Origin of the sequence: Brachybacterium sp. Marseille-Q7125 (assembly GCF_023062615.1) — a bacterium.
In the GTDB taxonomy this organism is placed as follows: domain Bacteria; phylum Actinomycetota; class Actinomycetes; order Actinomycetales; family Dermabacteraceae; genus Brachybacterium.
Genome location: NZ_JALLAL010000002.1, coordinates 99931 through 117555 on the forward strand (window position 1 = coordinate 99931; position 17625 = coordinate 117555).

The 17625-nt window shown below is 68.8% G+C and carries 19 protein-coding genes and 3 tRNA genes; 5 read left to right on the plus strand and 17 right to left on the minus strand.

All coding sequences use genetic code 11. The features are described from left to right. Nucleotides 1–73 precede the first annotated feature (73 nt). The 3 genes from MU407_RS01160 to MU407_RS01170 all read right to left on the minus strand — a co-directional run bounded on the left by MU407_RS01160 (nucleotide 74) and on the right by MU407_RS01170 (nucleotide 4026). On the minus strand, nucleotides 74–1198 hold the full coding sequence (locus tag MU407_RS01160) for a BMP family ABC transporter substrate-binding protein (RefSeq protein ID WP_102235030.1): 1125 nt from the start codon (nucleotides 1196–1198) through the stop codon (nucleotides 74–76). A 238-nt stretch (nucleotides 1199–1436) separates the two neighbouring features. After that, a complete protein-coding gene (locus MU407_RS01165; RefSeq protein ID WP_246954767.1) occupies nucleotides 1437–2789 on the minus strand; it encodes a M20 family metallopeptidase in 1353 nt (450 codons plus the stop codon). Next, nucleotides 2773–4026 carry a mannose-1-phosphate guanylyltransferase gene (locus tag MU407_RS01170; protein ID WP_246954769.1) on the minus strand — a complete coding sequence of 418 codons (1254 nt, stop codon included), beginning with the start codon at nucleotides 4024–4026 and terminating at the stop codon, nucleotides 2773–2775. The genes MU407_RS01165 and MU407_RS01170 overlap by 17 nt, the downstream gene beginning before the upstream one ends. A 237-nt stretch (nucleotides 4027–4263) precedes the next feature. Here MU407_RS01170 and sdhC point away from each other — a divergent pair, with 237 nt between their 5' ends. The 4 genes from sdhC (at nucleotide 4264) to MU407_RS01190 (ending at nucleotide 7727) form a co-directional block, all read left to right on the plus strand. Continuing rightward, nucleotides 4264–4641, plus strand: coding sequence for a succinate dehydrogenase, cytochrome b556 subunit (sdhC, locus tag MU407_RS01175; RefSeq protein ID WP_102235247.1), 378 nt, complete (start codon nucleotides 4264–4266; stop codon nucleotides 4639–4641). 2 nt (nucleotides 4642–4643) lie between these two features. Further along, entirely contained in the window at nucleotides 4644–5114 is a 471-nt protein-coding gene (gene sdhD / locus MU407_RS01180; RefSeq protein WP_102235028.1) for a succinate dehydrogenase, hydrophobic membrane anchor protein, read from the plus strand. 76 nt (nucleotides 5115–5190) lie between these two features. After that, nucleotides 5191–6966 (plus strand): succinate dehydrogenase flavoprotein subunit, encoded by a 1776-nt coding sequence (sdhA, locus tag MU407_RS01185; RefSeq protein ID WP_246954771.1) that lies wholly within the window; start codon nucleotides 5191–5193, stop codon nucleotides 6964–6966. Continuing rightward, nucleotides 6966–7727 carry a succinate dehydrogenase iron-sulfur subunit gene (locus tag MU407_RS01190; protein WP_102235026.1) on the plus strand — a complete coding sequence of 254 codons (762 nt, stop codon included), beginning with the start codon at nucleotides 6966–6968 and terminating at the stop codon, nucleotides 7725–7727. Before sdhA ends, MU407_RS01190 begins: the two co-directional genes overlap by 1 nt. A 72-nt stretch (nucleotides 7728–7799) precedes the next feature. On the opposite strand, the gene MU407_RS01195 is transcribed toward MU407_RS01190, so the two are convergent. The 11 genes from MU407_RS01195 to MU407_RS01245 all read right to left on the minus strand — a co-directional run bounded on the left by MU407_RS01195 (nucleotide 7800) and on the right by MU407_RS01245 (nucleotide 15456). Next, nucleotides 7800–8621, minus strand: a complete 822-nt coding sequence (locus tag MU407_RS01195; RefSeq protein ID WP_102235025.1) for an exodeoxyribonuclease III — start codon at nucleotides 8619–8621, stop codon at nucleotides 7800–7802. A 62-nt stretch (nucleotides 8622–8683) separates the two neighbouring features. Continuing rightward, a complete protein-coding gene (locus MU407_RS01200) occupies nucleotides 8684–9934 on the minus strand; it encodes a hypothetical protein (protein ID WP_246954774.1) in 1251 nt (416 codons plus the stop codon). Nucleotides 9935–10050: 116 nt separating this feature from the next. After that, nucleotides 10051–10950, minus strand: a complete 900-nt coding sequence (locus MU407_RS01205; RefSeq protein WP_246954776.1) for a bifunctional methylenetetrahydrofolate dehydrogenase/methenyltetrahydrofolate cyclohydrolase — start codon at nucleotides 10948–10950, stop codon at nucleotides 10051–10053. Between the two features lie 176 nt (nucleotides 10951–11126). Continuing rightward, entirely contained in the window at nucleotides 11127–12395 is a 1269-nt protein-coding gene (gene glyA / locus MU407_RS01210) for a serine hydroxymethyltransferase (protein ID WP_102235022.1), read from the minus strand. Nucleotides 12396–12521: 126 nt separating this feature from the next. After that, nucleotides 12522–13649: a UDP-N-acetylmuramate dehydrogenase gene (locus tag MU407_RS01215; RefSeq protein ID WP_102235021.1), complete on the minus strand. Its 1128-nt coding sequence runs from the start codon at nucleotides 13647–13649 to the stop codon at nucleotides 12522–12524. Between the two features lie 5 nt (nucleotides 13650–13654). Continuing rightward, a complete protein-coding gene (locus MU407_RS01220) occupies nucleotides 13655–14119 on the minus strand; it encodes a MaoC/PaaZ C-terminal domain-containing protein (RefSeq protein ID WP_102235020.1) in 465 nt (154 codons plus the stop codon). A gap of 59 nt (nucleotides 14120–14178) precedes the next feature. After that, entirely contained in the window at nucleotides 14179–14628 is a 450-nt protein-coding gene (locus MU407_RS01225; protein ID WP_246954778.1) for a MaoC family dehydratase N-terminal domain-containing protein, read from the minus strand. A 190-nt stretch (nucleotides 14629–14818) separates the two neighbouring features. Beyond that, the gene (gene rpmG, locus MU407_RS01230; protein ID WP_102235018.1) at nucleotides 14819–14989 is read right to left on the minus strand and encodes a 50S ribosomal protein L33; all 171 of its coding nucleotides are present in this window, start codon (nucleotides 14987–14989) and stop codon (nucleotides 14819–14821) included. A gap of 98 nt (nucleotides 14990–15087) precedes the next feature. After that, nucleotides 15088–15164: transfer RNA gene (locus MU407_RS01235), tRNA-Met, on the minus strand. Between the two features lie 53 nt (nucleotides 15165–15217). After that, nucleotides 15218–15290 (minus strand) — tRNA-Thr (locus MU407_RS01240). A gap of 84 nt (nucleotides 15291–15374) precedes the next feature. Next, nucleotides 15375–15456, minus strand: a tRNA-Tyr gene (locus MU407_RS01245). Between the two features lie 225 nt (nucleotides 15457–15681). On the opposite strand from MU407_RS01245, the gene MU407_RS01250 reads away from it, so the two are divergent. Further along, a complete protein-coding gene (locus MU407_RS01250; protein ID WP_102235017.1) occupies nucleotides 15682–16170 on the plus strand; it encodes a YajQ family cyclic di-GMP-binding protein in 489 nt (162 codons plus the stop codon). A 114-nt stretch (nucleotides 16171–16284) separates the two neighbouring features. Here MU407_RS01250 and MU407_RS01255 read toward each other — a convergent pair whose 3' ends face one another. From MU407_RS01255 to MU407_RS01265, 3 genes are all read right to left on the minus strand, one after another. Continuing rightward, nucleotides 16285–16554, minus strand: a complete 270-nt coding sequence (locus MU407_RS01255; protein ID WP_102235016.1) for a hypothetical protein — start codon at nucleotides 16552–16554, stop codon at nucleotides 16285–16287. A gap of 76 nt (nucleotides 16555–16630) precedes the next feature. Then, nucleotides 16631–16891 (minus strand): hypothetical protein, encoded by a 261-nt coding sequence (locus MU407_RS01260; protein WP_102235015.1) that lies wholly within the window; start codon nucleotides 16889–16891, stop codon nucleotides 16631–16633. 165 nt (nucleotides 16892–17056) lie between these two features. Next, the gene (locus MU407_RS01265; RefSeq protein ID WP_102237320.1) at nucleotides 17057–17539 is read right to left on the minus strand and encodes a hypothetical protein; all 483 of its coding nucleotides are present in this window, start codon (nucleotides 17537–17539) and stop codon (nucleotides 17057–17059) included. Nucleotides 17540–17625: the final 86 nt, after the last annotated feature.

The window sequence follows — 17625 nt, forward strand, 5'->3', positions numbered from 1 at the left end:
CCAGTGCCGACCGGTGCGGGGATACGATACGCGGCCCCCGCCTCAGGGGCGGGGACCGCGTATGCGTCAGATATCAGCCCTTCTGGGGGGAGGCGTCGGACTCGACCGTGACCTCGCCGTCGATGATCTGCTGCTTGAGATCCTCGACCTCCTGGGCGAGCTCCGCGGGGACGTCGTCCTCGAACTCGTGGTACGGGGCCAGGCCCACGCCGCCGTTTTCGAGGGTGCCCACGTACGGCTCGGCACTGTAGTTGCCCTCCACGCCGGAGGTGATGACGTCCTCGACGCCCACGGCCATCTCCTTCATCACCGAGGTGATGATGAGCTTCTGCGCCTCCTCATCGGAGGAGTTGGTCTCGTAGCCATCGGCGTCCACCCAGATCACGTAGCGGCCATCGCCCTCCTTGGCGGAGGCGAGGGTGCCGGAGCCCACGGGACCGGCCACGGGCATGATGATGTCCGCGCCCTGGCTGTAGAACTCGTCGGAGAGCGCCTTGCCCTTGGAGACGTCCTCGAAGGTGCCGGCAAAGGAGCCGTCCTTGGTCTCCTTGTTCCAGCCCAGGACCTTCACGTCTTCGTCGTGCACCTCGTTGTAGTGCTTGACGCCGTCGACGTAGCCGTCCATGAAGATGGTGACGGTCGGGATGTTCACGCCGCCGTAGGTGGCCACGGTGCCGGTTTCGGTCATGCCCGCGGCGAGGTAGCCGGCCAGGAACGCGGCCTGGGCGGTGTCGAACTCGAGGGGCTTGACGTTGTCGAGCTCGATGGGGTTGCCATCGGCGTCCTGCGCGGTGGAGTCCACGATCGCGAAGTCGACGTCAGTGTTGGCGGTCGCGGCGTTGCCGGTGTCGGTGGCCAGCAGGAAACCGACCGTGATCACGAGGTCACAGCCTTCGTTGACCATGTTGTTGATGTTGGGGGCGAAGTCGGAGTTGGTGGTGGACTCCGCCGTCTGGGAGTCGATCTTGAGCTTCTCCTTCGCGGACATGAGGCCGTTGTAGGAGGACTCGTTGAAGGACTTGTCGTCCCAGCCGCCGGCATCGGAGACCATGCAGGCCTTGTAGTCGCTGCCGGCGCCGCCGGCGTCGCTGCCGCCGCCACCGCCGGCCGAGCCGCCCTCCTCGGGCGGGGTGCCGCAGGCGGCGAGGGTGAGGAGGCCCGCGCCGACGAGGGCGAGACCGCGAGTGATGCTCTTCATGGGGTTTCCTTCTGGTCGTCTGCGGGGCCGGGACCGCCGCCATCGGGGGGTTCGGCAGCGACTGCGCTGTCGCTGTGCGTGAGGAACCATAGCGAGGCGCAGCAGAACCTGCTCGGACCCTCGGCCCCGGCGCCGTAACCGTTATGAAATCGACGCGGACGTGACGTGGCCGTGAACGCCGGTCGAACCATGGCGGCGCCGGGTGCTGAGCCGCTGAGGACTCGAGATGGCTCGTGGATCAGGCGGCGGGCAGGTCCCGGCGAATGCAGCCGCTCGCAAGCACCATCGCCCCGATCCCGATCGCACGCTCGTCGATCATGAGGTCCCCCATATGGAGGTCATAGGTGCGTCCCCCAGGGGTGCGGGTGCCCAGCCGTGCAAGAGCTCCGGGCACCTTCTCGAGGTACCAAGCGAAATCCTCGCCGCCGAGGGACTGGGCGGCTGGGTCGAGGTTCCCGCGTCCCAGTACGTCGCGGACCGCTTCGGAGAGCACCTCGACGCTGGCGGCGTCGTTGGACACCGGCGGCACCCCGCGGTCGTGGCTGACACGGGCTTCCACGCCCCAGGGGCGCACGAGGTCCGCCAGCACGCTCTCGAGCAGCTCCTCAGCCTGGTCCCAGGCGTCGTGGTCCAGGCAGCGCAGCGTGCCGTCGAGCACCCCCTGGGAGGGGATGGCGTTGAAGGCGCTGCCGGCGTGGATGCTGCCCCAGGTGAGGTTCACGCCCGAGCGCGGGTCCATGCGGCGTGACAGCGCGGCCGGCAGCTGGGTGGCGATCGAGCCCACCGCGTAGACGAGATCCTGCGTGAGGTGGGGGCGGGAGGTGTGGCCGCCGGCGCCGCGCACCTGGATGCGCACCGGGTCGGTGGCGGAGGTGATGGGCCCGGATTTGAGGCCGATGTGGCCGACATCCACGCCGGGGTCGCAGTGCAGGGCGAAAATCGAATCCACGCCGTCCAGGACGTTCTGGCCGATGAGGTCCAGCGCACCGCAGGGGTGCTTCTCCTCCGCGGGCTGGAAGATCAGCCGCACCCCGCGGCGCAGCGCCCCGGCGTCTGCGGCGCGGACCAGGGCGATGGCCGCCCCGAGCACGGCGCTCATGTGGACGTCATGCCCGCAGGAGTGGGAGACGCCCTCCACCTCAGAGCGGTAGGGCACGGTGGTCAGCTCGGGGATGCCGAGCGCGTCCATGTCCGCGCGCAGCGCAAGCTTGGGCAGCGTGGGGTCTTGGCCTTCGATATCGCACGTCAGCCCGGTGGAGCGCATGCGACGCGGGGTGAGGCCGAGCAGGTGCAGCTGCTCGACGATGAAGTCCGTGGTGGCGTGCTCCTGGTGAGACAGCTCGGGGTGGCGGTGCAGGTGGCGGCGCAGGTCGATGAGGTGCTCGCGCTGCTCGGCGATGGTGCGGGCGATCAGCCCCTCCGGGCCCAGCATGGCCTGCTGCGCTCCGTCGGGCTTCACACTCGGTACCTGTTCCACGGTCTCCACTGCGGTGCTTCCTGTTCTCGCGGCATCGGGGCCCTCTGACGGCACCCGCTGGCCGTGCACCGTCACGGCGGTGACCGCCGCGCCGTCATCAGCGCAGGTGGCCACGTCCCCGCTCCTCGAGGCGCGCGACGAGGGCAGCCAGCTCCTGGGCCCGGTCGTCGGCGAGCACCAGCAGGGCGTCCTCGGTGTCGACGATGCTGATGCCCTCCAGGCCCACCAGGGCCAGGGGACGATCCGGGGAACCGTACACCGTGGCGCGTGAGGAGACCGCATCGACCACGGCATTTCCCAGCACGTGGACATCGCTGTGCGCATCCCCGGTCTGCACCCCGGTGTCCGTCCGCTGCGTGGAGCCCTGCGTCCCGGTTCCTGCGCGCAGCTGGCGAGCGAGCGCCGCGAAGTCGCCGACGTCATCCCAGCCCAGGTCCGCGGGGACCACGGAGACTCGGCCAGCGGCGGCGAGCGGTTCGGCCAGGGCGTAGTCGATCGCGATCGCGGTGAGGGTGGGCCAGATCTGCTCGAGGCGCTCGGTCCAGGCCTCGGTGCCGTGGGCAGCGGCGAGCTCGCGGGCCCCGTGGGCGAGCGGCGGGATCTGTGCGGAGAGCTCATCCAGCAGCACGGTGGCGCGCACGACGAACATGCCCGCATTCCACAGGAAGCGCCCGGTGTCCAGGAAGGCCTGGGCGCGTGCACGGTCGGGCTTCTCGACGAAGCGGGTGACCGGCAGCACCGCGGGGCCCGCACCGCCGCCCGGTCGCATCGTGGCATTCGGGGTATCAGCTGGGCTCTGCGCCGCGCTGGCCCCTAGCTCCTCCCCCTGCATCTCCTCCCCCTGCACGTTCCCCGAGTCACCGGCCATCTCGATGTACCCGAAGGCGGTGGAGGGGCCAGTGGGCCGAATGCCGAGCGTGACCAACTGGCCCTCCTCCGCGGCAGCTCGGGCGGCGGTGACGGCGGCGGCGAGGGCATCGACGTCCTCGATGAGGTGGTCGGCGGCGAACGAGCCGATCACAGCGTCGGGAAACTCTCGCTCCACGAGCGCAGCGGCCAGTGCGATCGCGGGCATGGAGTTGCGTGGCGAGGGCTCGGCGACCACGCGGGCGCTGCTGTGGCTGGCCTCCGCGAGCTGGGTGCGGACCGCATCGGCGTGGGCGATGCCGGTGACCACGAGCGGTGGCGCATCGGCCAGCGGCGCCAGGCGGTCCAGGGTCTGCTGCAGCAGAGAACGCCCCGATCCCGTCAGGTCCAGCAGGAACTTGGGATGCGTACGGCGTGAGAGGGGCCACAGTCGAGTGCCGGAGCCGCCGGCGGGGATGATGGGCACGAACGGGGCGGGGACCATCGTCCCAGCATATCCGTCGCCCGCCGTGGTGCCGGGGCATCGGCCCCCGTCGGCCAAGACACGTGCTGCGTGTCCCGAGTGCGCCCCTGCCTGGTGCTACGCTGGCAAGGCCCCTGTCGGGGGCGATGATGATGTCGCCGTGTCGTGAAGCGGATGCCCCCCTTCGGGCCCGCCCGCCACGAGGTGCGGACCATCGCCGCTCCCGCCCCCATCCCGACTCATCATCGGAGGATCTCCGTGGCATCAGCCCACACCGGAACGCTCTATCGCGGACGCGAGGGCATGTGGTCCTGGGTCGCGCACCGCATTTCGGGAATGCTCATCTTCCTGTTCCTGCTTGTGCACGTCCTGGACACCGCTCTTGTGCGCGTCTCCCCTGAGGCCTACAACGAGGTCATCGGCCACTACAAGCTGTGGGTGTTCGGCCTGGGCGAGATCGGCCTGGTGGGCGCGGTCGTCTTCCACGCCCTCAACGGCCTGCGCGTGATCCTGGTGGACTTCTGGTCCCAGGGCACCAAGCACCAGCGCGGCCTGTTCTGGGCCGTGGTCATCGGATGGGTCGTGCTGATGCTCGGCTTCGTCCCCCGCCACCTGATGCACATGTTCGGAGCGTGACGATGACTTCCGCGACCTCGCAGACCGCCTCCCCCTCCCTGCCGGATCCCACCACGCGCTACCGCCGCACCGGTCAGCGCGGGATCAACACCGAGATGCTGTCGTGGATCTTCATGCGCGCCTCCGGCGTGCTGCTGGTGATCCTCGTGTTCGGCCACCTGTTCGTGAACCTGTGGCTGGGCGAAGGCGTCAAGGGCATCGACTTCGCCTTCGTGGCCGGCAAGTGGACCTCCCCCTTCTGGCAGGTCTGGGACCTGCTGATGCTGTGGCTGGGCCTGATCCACGGCGGCAACGGCGTGCGCACGATCATCAACGACTACGCGCGCGGCGATCGTCTGCGCCTGGTGCTCAAGGCGCTGCTGTACTTCGCCACGATCGTCACGATCGTCCTGGGCACCCTGGTGATCTTCACCTTCTCCCCGTGCCCCGTCGGCGCCGACCCGAGCCTGCTGCCCAGCATCTGCGAAGGCTGAGCGCCTCTGCACGGCTTTCTGGGCAGCACCTGATCCTCTCTTCCCGGTCCATCCTGAAACGGAGCAGTCACTCGACATGCAGACCCATACCTACGACGTGGTGATCGTCGGCGCCGGCGGCGCCGGGATGCGCGCTGCCCTGGAATCCTCCCAGCGCGCCCGCACCGCGGTCATCACCAAGCTCTACCCCACTCGCTCCCACACCGGCGCAGCCCAGGGCGGCATGTGCGCGGCCCTCGCCAACGTCGAGGAGGACAACTGGGAGTGGCACACCTACGACACCGTCAAGGGCGGTGACTACCTGGTGGACCAGGACGCCGCGGAGGTCATGGCCAAGGAGGCCATCGACGCGGTCCTGGACCTGGAGAAGATGGGCCTGCCCTTCAACCGCACCCCGGAAGGCCGTATCGACCAGCGGCGCTTCGGCGGGCACACCCGTGAGCACGGTGAGGCGCCGGTGCGTCGCGCCTGCTACGCCGCGGACCGTACCGGCCACATGATCCTGCAGACCCTGTTCCAGAACTGCGTGAAGCAGGACGTGGAGTTCTTCAACGAGTTCTACGTGCTGGACGTGCTGCTGACCGGCGATCCACGCACCGACCGGGACGTGCGCGCCGCGGGCGTGGTCACCTACGAGCTGGCCACCGGTGAGATCCACGTGTTCCGCGCGAAGTCCGTGGTGTTCGCCTCCGGCGGTTTCGGCAAGGTGTTCAAGACCACCTCGAACGCCCACACCCTCACCGGTGACGGCCCCGCGATGGTGTTCCGCCGCGGCGTGCCGCTGGAGGATATGGAGTTCTTCCAGTTCCATCCGACGGGCCTGGCGGGCCTGGGCATCCTGCTCTCGGAGGCGGCGCGCGGCGAGGGCGGCATCCTGCGCAACGTCGATATGGAGCGCTTCATGGAGCGCTACGCCCCCACCCTGAAGGACCTCGCCCCGCGCGACGTGGTGGCCCGGGCGATGGCCAATGAGGTGCGTGAGGGCCGCGGCGCCGGCCCGAACAAGGACTACGTGTACCTGGACCTGACGCACCTGGAGCCCGCGCACATCGACGCGAAGCTCCCGGACATCACCGAGTTCGCCCGCACCTACCTGGGCGTGGAGCCGTACACGGAGCCGATCCCGGTCTACCCCACCGCGCACTACGCGATGGGTGGCATCCCCACCACCGTGCGCGGCGAGGTGCTGCGCAATGCGACCGATTCGGTCCCCGGCCTGTACGCCGCCGGGGAGACGGCCTGCGTGTCGGTGCACGGCGGCAACCGCCTGGGCACCAACTCGCTGCTGGACATCAACGTGTTCGGTCGCCGTGCGGGCATCGCCGCGGCGGCGCACGCCGCGGAGGTTTCGCTGGCGGACCTGCCGGAGGGCGTGGAGACCCCCACCGTGGAGCTGCTGGAGCGCCTGCGCGACCGGCCCGCGACCGATGACCGCATCGCCGATATCCGCCGTGACCTGCAGGAGACCATGGACGCGAACGTCCAGGTGTTCCGCACCGATGAGACCTGCCGCAAGGCTCTGGCGGACATCGTCACCCTCAAGGAGCGGTACGCCTCGGTCGCGATCCAGGACAAGGGCAAGCGCTACAACCTGGACCTCATGGAGGCCGTGGAGCTGGGCTTCCTGCTGGATCTGGCGCAGATCGTGGCGCTGGGCGCGCTGAACCGTCGCGAGTCCCGCGGCGGTCACTTCCGTGAGGACTACACGGCGCGTGATGACGTGAACTTCCTCGCGCACACCATGGCGTACAAGACCCTGCCGGATGAGGAGGGTGACGAGGGCACCCCGATCCGTCTGGGCACCAAGCCCGTGGTGATCACCCGTTACGAGCCGAAGGAGCGCACCTTCTGATGACTGCTGTCGCCGAGAAGCCCCAGGCCGACTCCGCTGCGGAGCAGGTTCCCTCCTTCGAGGTGACCCTGCGCATCGCACGGTTCAACCCCGAGGACTCCCAGGGCTCGCGCTGGGAGGACTTCACCGTCACCATGCACGGCACCGACCGGGTGCTCGATGCGCTGCACGAGGTCAAGTGGCATCTGGATGGCTCGCTGAGCTTCCGCCGCTCCTGCGCGCACGGGATCTGCGGTTCGGACGCGATGCGGATCAACGGCCGCAACCGTCTGGCCTGCAAGACCCTGCTGAAGGACCTGGATCTCAAGAAGCCCATCACCATCGAGCCGATCAAGGGCCTGCCGGTGGAGAAGGACCTCATCGTGGATATGGAGCCGTTCTTCGACTCCTACCGCGAGGTGATGCCGTTCTTGGTGGCCAGCGGTCAGGAGCCCAGCCGCGAGCGTCTGCAGTCCGCGGAGCAGCGGGAGCGCTTCGATGACACCACCAAGTGCATCCTGTGCGCGGCCTGCACCTCCTCGTGCCCGGTGTTCTGGACCGACGGGCAGTACTTCGGGCCCGCCGCGATCGTGAACGCCCATCGCTTCATCTTTGACTCGCGTGACGACGCCGGTGAGCAGCGTCTGGAGATCCTGAACTCCAAGGAGGGTGTGTGGCGCTGCCGCACCACCTTCAACTGCTCCGAGGCGTGCCCGCGCGGCATCGAGGTGACCAAGGCGATCGCCGAGGTGAAGCAGGCGGTGATCCGCGGCCGCATCTGAGCCGCGTCCTCTTGACGCCGAAGCGCCCGGTCTCCGCAGGGAGGCCGGGCGCTTCCGTGCATGTGCTGCTTCTCAGGCGTAGGTGATCACCAGCGGTGCATGGTCGGACCAGCGGGTGTCGTAGCTCGGGGCGCGGTCCACCTGCGCGGCGGTGGCGCGTGCGGCCAGCTGCGGGGTGGTCAGCTGGTAGTCGATGCGCCAGCCGGCGTCATTGTCGAAGGCCTTGCCGCGCTGCGACCACCAGGTGTACGGGCCCGGGCCGTCGCCGTGCACGGTGCGGTGCACATCCACCCAGTCCAGCTCAGTGGTCAGGCGGTCCAGGTAGGCCCGCTCCTCGGGCAGGAAGCCCGCGGACTTCAGGTTGCCCTTCCAGTTCTTGATGTCCCATTCGGTGTGGGCGATGTTGATGTCCCCGGTGAGCGCGACGTGGCGGCCATCGGCCCGCAGCTGCGCGAGGCGCTCGAGCATGACGTCGAGGAATTCGTATTTGTCGGTCATGGTCTGCGGCTTCTCGGTGTTGCCCGAGTGCATGTAGCAGGAGATGACGGTCAGGTCGGTGCCATCGCCCAGCGGATCCTCGAGATCGGCCTCGAGCCAGCGGCCGGTGTGGGAATCCGCCGTGAGTCCGGGGAGGCCGCGGCGCACCCCCTCGAGGTCGATCCGCTCCAGGGCGGTGCGGGCCGCGATCGCCACGCCTGCGCGCCCCTTGAGCTGCGAGGCCTCACCGACGATGGTCCACTCCTCGCCCATGAGGTCCGCGAGCAGCTCCTCGGGGGCACGCACCTCCTGGAGGGTGATGACATCCGCGGCGGTCGAGGCGAGCCACTCCCCCATCCCCTTGCGTGCGGCGGCCCGCAGGCCATTGACATTGACGGTCGCGAGAGTGAAGGTCATGGCCTTGATTATCGCAGGGAACGCTGCGTGGACGACTGGTGACCTCGCCACCGCAGGACCGCTCACTCCTCGTACGTACCGTCCTCACGGCTGACGCGGACGTCCACTGAGTCGACCACGTGCGCGTCAGGTCCCAGGATGTCCTGCATGCGGTCGGACTGGAAGTACTCCGCAGTCCTGCCGTGCGGATTCTCGGCGACCTCGCGCGTGATCGACTCGGAGTAGCGATCGATATTGTGGTTGTCCATACCGAAATTGCCGCCTGGTCTGGAGGCATCAAGTCCGATCTCGTAACGCTCCTGGGACTCCTGGTACCCCTTCGGGATGATCGGATCAACAGCGCGCAGCCCATCCGTCTCGGGCACGGGGTCGCCCAGGAAGACGTTGCCGTGTTCATCCATAGCGGTCTGGTGGTTGAAGTTCATCGCGGTGGTGCCGTCCAGCGGCCCGCTGCCATCCACCGGTGCGCCCACGGAGATCACATCGGTGACGTTGTAGCGGTTCGGCGCATTGAACGAGGGGTCCCCCGCGAGATTGTTCGCGACCGCGCCACCCTGCGAATGGGCGACGAACACGACGTCGGATCCGTGCGGCACACCTGCGGCCTCCATCGCGGCGGCGACCGCTCGCGAGGAGTCCGTGGACTGGCCGTTGATCGCTCCGTAATTCTGATTCCAGTCGAAGGGGTTCGCTCCACGGTCCGGCGTTCCGGGGGCCACTCTCGAGAACTCCGGCCCGTAGGATCCCGGCACATAGACCACGTAGGTGCTCTTCCCATCGGGCCCCACGACCTGCTGGATTCGGATGTTCTGAGCGTCCTCGGTGCTCGCGTTCGCACTCTGCTGCAGATTCGTCATGAGATCGGCGGGAGTTTCGGGATCCACCGCGTTATCAGGCCGACTGATGCGGTCCTCGCCGATCGGAGCGATGTCATCACCATCGATGTCATACGGGCTCTCCGGTGCACCCAGGGTGCTCAGGGACTGCAGAGGGTCCGGACCGCCGAAGCCGAACATGTCGAATATCTGCTCAGCGAAGTAGCCGAGCGGGTCCGACGCCTGCTCCTGCTCATCGATGTGTTCTTCGAGCTGCCGACCGCGGCCGTCGAGGTCTTCGACCGCCCGGGCGAGATCGGCATCCACCTGCTGGGCACGGTCCCGAAAGTCCTGCGCATCGGGACCCTCCCAGTGTGCACTGCCCACCGCGTCGGCGAGCTGCAGGGCGATCCGCTCCAGCTCTCGGGCGCGCTGCCCGATCGTTGCGACATGCGCCTCGGCCTCGTTTGTGACCATCCCCCAGAATGCGCCAGCCATCCCCGTTCTCTTCCCATTTCCGTCAATCCACACCTGCCGACCTAACGGTAGGTCGCACCACAGCGGGGCGCCATGGGGAGAGCTCCCCATGGCGCCCCGTGAGCGTCCGGACGAGGTCAGTCCGCGGCGTGGATCCCCGCCGCGTGCTCGGCCATCTCCACGACGTTCTGCACCAGCAGGGCGCGGGTCATGGGGCCCACACCGCCGGGGTTCGGGGAGATCCAGGAGGCCACCTCGGCCACGCCCGGGTCCACATCGCCCACGAGCTTGGCCTTGCCGGTCTCGGGGTCCTCCTGGCGGGAGACGCCCACGTCCAGGACGATCGCGCCGGGCTTGACATCCTCGGGCCGCACCAGGTGGGCCACGCCTGCGGCGGCGACGATGACGTCGGCGCGGCGCAGATGCACGGGCAGGTCCGTGGTGCCGGTGTGGGTGAGGGTCACGGTGGCGTTGTGCTCGCGGCGGGTCATGAGCGCGCCGATGGAGCGGCCGACGGTCACGCCGCGCCCCACCACCACGACGTCCTTGCCCTTCAGGCCCAGGCCGTGGCGGCTCATCAGCTCGATCACGGCGCGCGGGGTGCACGGCAGCGGGGTCTCGATGGGCCGGTTCGCGTTCAGGACCAGACGCCCGAGGTTCATGGGGTGCAGGCCGTCGGCGTCCTTGGCCGGGTCGATGCGCTCGAGGATCGCGTCGGTGTCGATGTGCTTGGGCAGCGGCAGCTGGACGATGTACCCGGTGCAGGCCGGGTCCGCGTTGAGCTTGTCGATGACCTGCTCGAGCTGCTCCTGCGTGGTGTCCTCCGGCAGGTGCTCCTGGATGGACTCCAGGCCGATCTGGGCGCTGTCACGATGCTTGCCGCGGACATACGCCGCCGATCCCGGGTCCTCCCCCACCAGCACGGTCGCCAGGCCCGGGCGTCGATGCCCAGCCTCCACCAGGGCGGTGACCCGCTCGGCGAGCTCGTTCTTGATGGCCTTCGCGGTGGCCTTTCCATCCAGGATCTGTGCGGTCATGGGGTCTCCTCCATGGAGTCGGTGACGGGTCAGTGGAGTCAGTGACAGGGCACTGCAGTGGTCCGGCGGCCGGCCCAGGTGCTCGGCGTCGAGGGGGTGAAGAGCGCCGATGATCGAGGCAGGCCAGATGAGCACGGCACGGCCCCGCGCCGTGCAGGCGCGGGGCCGCCGCCCTCTCAGTACTGGGCGAGGTTCGTGTACAGCGGGACGCGGCGGGAGAGCTCCTCGGCGCGGCGGCGCAGGGTAGTGAGGTCTGCGCCGTCGGTCAGCGCGAGCGCGATGATGTCGGCCACCTCGGTGAACTCCTCAGCGCCGAAGCCTCGCGTGGCCAGGGCCGGGGTGCCGATGCGCAGGCCCGAGGTGACCCGCGGGGGACGCGGATCGTTGGGCACGGCGTTGCGGTTGACGGTGATGCCCACCTCGTGCAGGCGGTCCTCTGCCTGCTGGCCATCGAGTTCGCTGTCCACCAGGTCCACGAGCACCAGGTGCACGTCGGTGCCGCCGGAGATGACCTTGATGCCGCTGCCGACGGCGTCCTCGCGGCCCAGGCGCTCGGCGAGGAGGCGAGCGCCCTCCAGGGTGCGGGCCTGCCGGTCGCGGAACTCGTCGGTCGCGGCGATGCCGAGCGCCACGGCCTTCGCCGCGATGACGTGCATGAGGGGTCCGCCCTGCTGGCCGGGGAACACGGCGGAGTCGATCTTCTTGGCCCACTCGGCGGTGGACAGGATCATCCCCGAGCGGGGGCCACCGATGGTCTTGTGGATCGTGGTGGAGACGACGTCGGCGTGCGGGATGGGGCTGGGGTGCAGGTCTGCGGCGACGAGACCGGCGAAGTGCGCCATGTCCACCCAGAGCTTCGCGCCCACCTCATCGGCGATCGCGCGGAAGGCGGCGAAGTCGAGTTGGCGGGTGTACGCGGACCAGCCGGCGCAGATCACCTGCGGCTTCTCCGCCAGGGCGAGGTCGCGCACCTTGTCCATGTCGATCAGGCCGGTGCCGGGCTCGGTCTCGTAGGCGACGATGTCGTAGAGGCGGCCGGAGAAGTTGATCTTCATGCCGTGGGTGAGGTGGCCACCGTGGGCGAGCGAGAGGCCCATGAGCTTGTCCCCGGGGCGGGCCAGGGCGTGCATCACCGCGGCGTTGGCGGTGGCGCCAGAGTGGGGCTGAACGTTCGCGTGCTCCGCACCGAACAGGTCCTTGGCGCGCTGGATCGCCAGGTTCTCCGCGACGTCGACCTCTTCACACCCGCCGTAGTAGCGCTTACCGGGGTAGCCCTCGGCGTACTTGTTGGTGAGCACGGAGCCCTGGGCCTGCAGCACGGCGCGCGGGACGAAGTTCTCGCTGGCGATCATCTCGAGGGTGCGCTGCTGGCGCGCCAGCTCGCGGTCAAGGACCTGCGCGATCTCCGGATCGAGGTGCTCCAGGGACTGGTCGAGGATGTTCACGGGGCCTCCTGCGGTGGGGGTCGCTGCTTCGCGGTGTCCCGTCATCTTAGGCCGGGGCAGGCCAGCGCGCCCCGGACCGCTCAGATCCGCGTCCGGCCCCCGCGACGCCGCCGTGGGGCCGTGCGCTCACAGGTCCACGCCCCAGCGCACCGGCTCGGGCTCGAGGTGGATGCCGTAGCTCTGCTGCACCCGGTGCTGCACGTCACGCGCCAGCTCGACGATGTCCGCGGCGCTCGCACCTCCACGGTTGGTTAGGGCCAGGGAGTGCTTGCTGGAGACCGCCGCGCGCTCTGCCAGGGCGTGCCCGAGCTCGACACCGGAGTGGCTGATGAGCCACGCGGCGCTCGTCTTCACCCGATCGTCCCCGGCGGGGTAGCGCGGCGCCTGCTGAGGCAGCGCGGCGGCCTGCTCGGCGCTCAGGATGGGGTTGGTGAAGAAGGAGCCGGCGCTCCAGGTGTCGTGGTCGGCAGGGTCCAGGACCATGCCCTTGCTGGCACGGATGCGCAGCACGGCCTCGCGCACCGCGGCCATGGGGGCGCGCTCGCCCACCTGGACGCCGAGGGCGTCGGCGAGCTGCTGATAGCGGATGGGGGCGCTGAGAGAGCCGATGGTGTGCTGGAAGGTCACCGACAGCACGACGTAGCGGCCGGTGGGTGAGGGGGCGCCGCCCGTGTACCGGGTGCGCTTGAAGAGGCTGTCGCGGTAGGCGAAGTCGCAGTCGGCAGCGAAGATGGTGCGCACGGCGCGCTCGTGGCGGTCCCAGGTGCGCACGCGCGTGATGGTGCTGGCGACCTCCTGGCCGTAGGCGCCGACGTTCTGGATGGGGGTGGCGCCGACGGTGCCGGGGATGCCGGAGAGCGCCTCGATGCCGACCATCTCGCGGGCGATCGCGTACTGCACCGCCCGATCCCAGGTGACGCCTGCGAAGTGCTCGACGATCGCCCCGCCGCAGGTGGGATCCAGGGGGGTGAGCTCGGCAGGATCCACGTCGATGCCGTCGGGCTCTCCGCTGGCGCCCACCTCGCAGGTGGCATCCAGCTGCGGGACTTGGTCGGCGTCCTCGAGCAGCACGACGGTGCCCTCGAAGGGGTCATCGGCGGCCAGCAGGTTCGAGCCGCCGCCGAGGACGAGCAGCGGGGTCCCGGCGGCATCGGCGGCGGAGACCGCTTCGATGACGTCCTCCGCGGTGCGGGCGCGGACCAGGTCGCGGATGGGGCCGCCCACCCGCAGGGTGGTGAGGTCAGCGAGGGACACGCCGCTCATGCCGTCTTTGCCACTGTGTGCAGGGCGATCTCGGCACGGGCCCGACCCAGGACCTTCGTGCCATCCACCTGGGCGGTGATGTCCACGCGGGCGGTGCGGGCATCCTCGTCGATCGCGCCGACCACGGCGGTGACCTCCAGCCGCACGGCGCCGGTGGCGGGCACCTCGATGGGGCTCGTGAAGCGGGTGCTGTAGGACCGGACCAGGCTGGGATCGCCGATGACCTCGAGCAGGCCGCTGATCGCGGTGCCCATGGTGAGCATGCCGTGGGCGATCACTCCGGGCAGGCCTGCGTCCTGGGCGGCGGTGTCGTTGTAGTGGATGGGGTTGAAGTCTCCGGAGGCGCCGGCGTAGCGCACGAGGGTGTCGCGGGTGATGGTGTGCTGCGTGCGCGCGAGCTCCTGGCCCACGGTGAGGGCGGCGAGGTCCGCGCCAGAGTGCGAGGCGGGGGTGGTGGTCACGAAAGCTCCTTGGTCCGGGATGGGCATGGCCGGGGGTGCTGCGGTCGCGTGGCGGCGTGTCACTCGCCGCGGATGACGAGCATGCTCTTCACGCTCGCCACCGCAGCACCGTCCTCGTCGGCCATATCCACGCGGGTGGTGACCATGGCGTGACCGCCGGCAGCGCGCACGGACTCGACGGTGAGGGTGGGGATCAGCCGGTCCCCCGCGACCACGGGCCGATGCAGCGTGAAGCCCTCCTCGCCGTGCACCACGCGGGTGAAGTCGATGCCGGCCGCGGGGTCCTGGATGTACTGCGCCTCGGTGGCCTGGGCGAGGGAGACCAGGAAGGTGGGCGGAGCGATGACGTCCGCATAGCCCGCCTCGCGGGCTGCTGCGGGGTCCGTGTGCAGGGGCGAGGGGGCGCTGGTGGCGCGGGCGAACTCGGCGATCTTCGCGGCGGAGATGTCGTGCGCGGGGCCGGGCGGGTATGTGCGGTCGGCGAAGGAGGGGTCCGGTGTGCTGGTCATGGATTCTCCCGGGTCAGGTGTATGGGGCCGACGGGGGTGCTGCGGCCGATCTTCTCAGGTCCGGCGGCGAATACGGCGCAGGCGCGGGTCTGTGCCGAAGCGGGCAGAGGGGGCCAGCGCGGCGCCGTGCGGAGACGCCGAAGGCCATCCGGACGGTTCCGGATGGCCTTCGGGATGCTGGTGCGGACCGTCAGCGGGTCTCGCGGTGCGCCGTCTGCTTGCCGCAGGTGGGGCAGAACTTGGACAGCTCCAGCCGGTCCGGCGTGTTGCGACGGTTCTTCTTGGTGATGTAGTTACGGGACTTGCAGTCCACGCACGCCATGGTGATCTTGGGACGCACGTCAGAGCTCTTGCTCGCCACGGTTCGCCTCTTTCTCCGGGTGGCACGCCCGGCGGCGCACCTCGTGGGTCCCCGTGCTCGGGGGTTCTGGTTGTCTGCACTCCGGTCGATGACCGGCGTGGTACCGAGGGCGGGGATCGAACCCGCGACCTCACGATTATGAGTCGTGCGCTCTGACCGTCTGAGCTACCCCGGCCTGACCGATGAAGCGGCCCGACCTCGAACGAGATCGGGCCACTCATCCATCAGAGCCCTGAAAGGGAATCGAACCCTTGACCTTCTCCTTACCATGGAGATGCTCTGCCGACTGAGCTATCAGGGCAACCCGGTGAACAGTACTTGCCGAGCTGCCCGGAGGCAATTCGGGAGGCTGTTCCCGTGCGGCGGATCACAGGGATCCACTGCGTGGCAGATGAGGGATTCGAACCCCCGTAGGCAATGCCAGCTGATTTACAGTCAGCTCCCTTTGGCCGCTCGGGTAATCTGCCGTGACTGCTCCCCTGCCCCATCCGCGAGGACGGTGCCGCGGGAAGCGGACCTGGTCCAGCATACCGGGGACATGGCGGCGGCGCGAACCCAGGGGGCCTTCAGTGCCCATGAAGATCGTCACAGGGTGCGCAGGGGCCGGGGAGCAGGGACACTGGAGCACAGCAGATGGGGAGCAGCGGCCTGCCCGGGCCGCCTCACGCACCCCCGGGAGGAAGGAGCAGGGCATGGCCGATTCGTCGTTCGACATCGTCAGCAAGCTGGACCGGCAGGAGGTCGACAACGCCGTCAACCAGGCCGCCAAGGAGGTGGCGCAGCGTTACGACTTCCGCAACACCGGTGCGTCGGTCACGCTCAGCGGGGATGCGATCCTCATGTCCGCGAATGCGGAGGAGCGTGTGCTGGCGGTGCTGGATGTTCTGCAGTCCAAGCTGATCCGCCGCGGGATCTCCCTGAAGTCGCTGGATGTGGGTGAGCCGAAGGAGTCCGGCAAGGAGGTGCGGCTGTCTGCGGCGCTGAAGGAGGGGATCTCCTCGGAGGACGCGAAGAAGATCGCGAAGATCATCCGCGATGAGGGCCCCAAGGGCGTGAAGCCGCTTATCCAGGGGGATGAGCTGCGGGTGTCCTCGAAGAGCCGTGACCACCTGCAGGCGGTGATCGCGCTGCTCAAGGGCAAGGACCTGGATGTGGCGCTGCAATTCGTCAACTACCGCTGAGGCTCCTCGGAACGGAGAGTTCCACACCTTCCCCACGGAGAGTTCCATACGGAAAGGCCCCATCCCCGGGATCCCGGGAATGGGGCCTTCGCCATAGCGCGCGAGGCGCGATGGTCAGCCGTTGTTCGAGGTGGTGTCCTGCTCCTCGGCGTGCTGGTTCAGCTCCTTGGACTTCGCCTCCATGAGCTCGATCAGCTGGCTCACGGCACCGCCGATGAAGCCGTTCCAGTCACCCTCGTACGCATCGTAGTCCGGACCGATCCACTCCACGGACGTCACCAGCTGCGTCGCCGCATCGATGTGCTCGAGCATCTGCTGGCCGGTCTCCATGATGAACTGAGCGACCTCGCGTCCCTCTTCGGGATTCATACCCTTGAAAGCCATGACCTACCCCTTCCGCCCCTGCGGGCAAAACCTGAGAAAAGAAAGAAAAGAAAACTCTGGATGAAAGCCAGCCCGATCAGGCCGACGCCTCACGCTGCTCCGCAGCGTTCTTGCCCGCACGCTCCGCGAAATCACCGGCCTGCTGCACAACCTGCTGCACAGCCTGACCCACAGTGCTCTCGAACTCCGTCACGTAACGGTCGCGGTCCTCACCGGTCCAGTCGAACTCACCCACACGCTGCGCCGCCTGGGTGTAGGCCTGCTGCACCTGCTCCGCAGCCTCCGTGATCTGCTGAGCCATCTGCTCAACGGCCTCCGGAACCATGCCCTTCTTCATGCTGTCCTCCTCAGAACACTCAATCGATCCATCCGGTCCACCCACCGGCCAGATCCCCACAGCCATTCGGCTGTTCCTGGGAGCCGTGCTCTCCGGGTGATGTCTTCACCCTAGAGCCCGCGAGCGAGCAACGCGATGGGGAGTACTCCCCATGGGGGTGGGGTGTCAGGGCAGGGTGATGTGGATCGAGTCCTGGATGGCGCGGATCGTCTCGATCTCGTCCTCGGCGTCCTCTGCCCCGCAGCTGCCGACAATCTCCAGCACGTCGACGGCGACGCCGCCGCGGTCCAGCACCGCGTAGCGCGCGGCCTGCACCACCGTGGGGCGGCCCGGCTGCGTGTAGCCGTATTCGCTGGCGATCCAAGTGGTCCCGTCGACCTCGAGCTCACCGGTGCCGAGCTCTTCGAGCTCGGGCAGGCCGGCCTTGCGCTGGTCCAGCCCCGCGCGTGCGGCCTCCAGGGTGAAGTCGGCCCCGAAACGCTGCACCGTGACCACGACGTTGGCGCGGAAGCGGCCCTCTACGCGCGGCTGGGCGACAGCCAGCTGCACCCCGGGGACCGTGAGCGTCTCCCAGTCGTCGGGCACATCGACGGTGATGTGCGGCGGCCCCGGGAAATCTGCGCTCGGGTACTCGATCTTCTGGGTCATGTCGCTGCTCCGTTCCTCCCACCGGTGACGGGGCCAAACCTATCAGGCGGCAACAGGCCCGAGCGGATGATCCGCTCGGGCCTGTC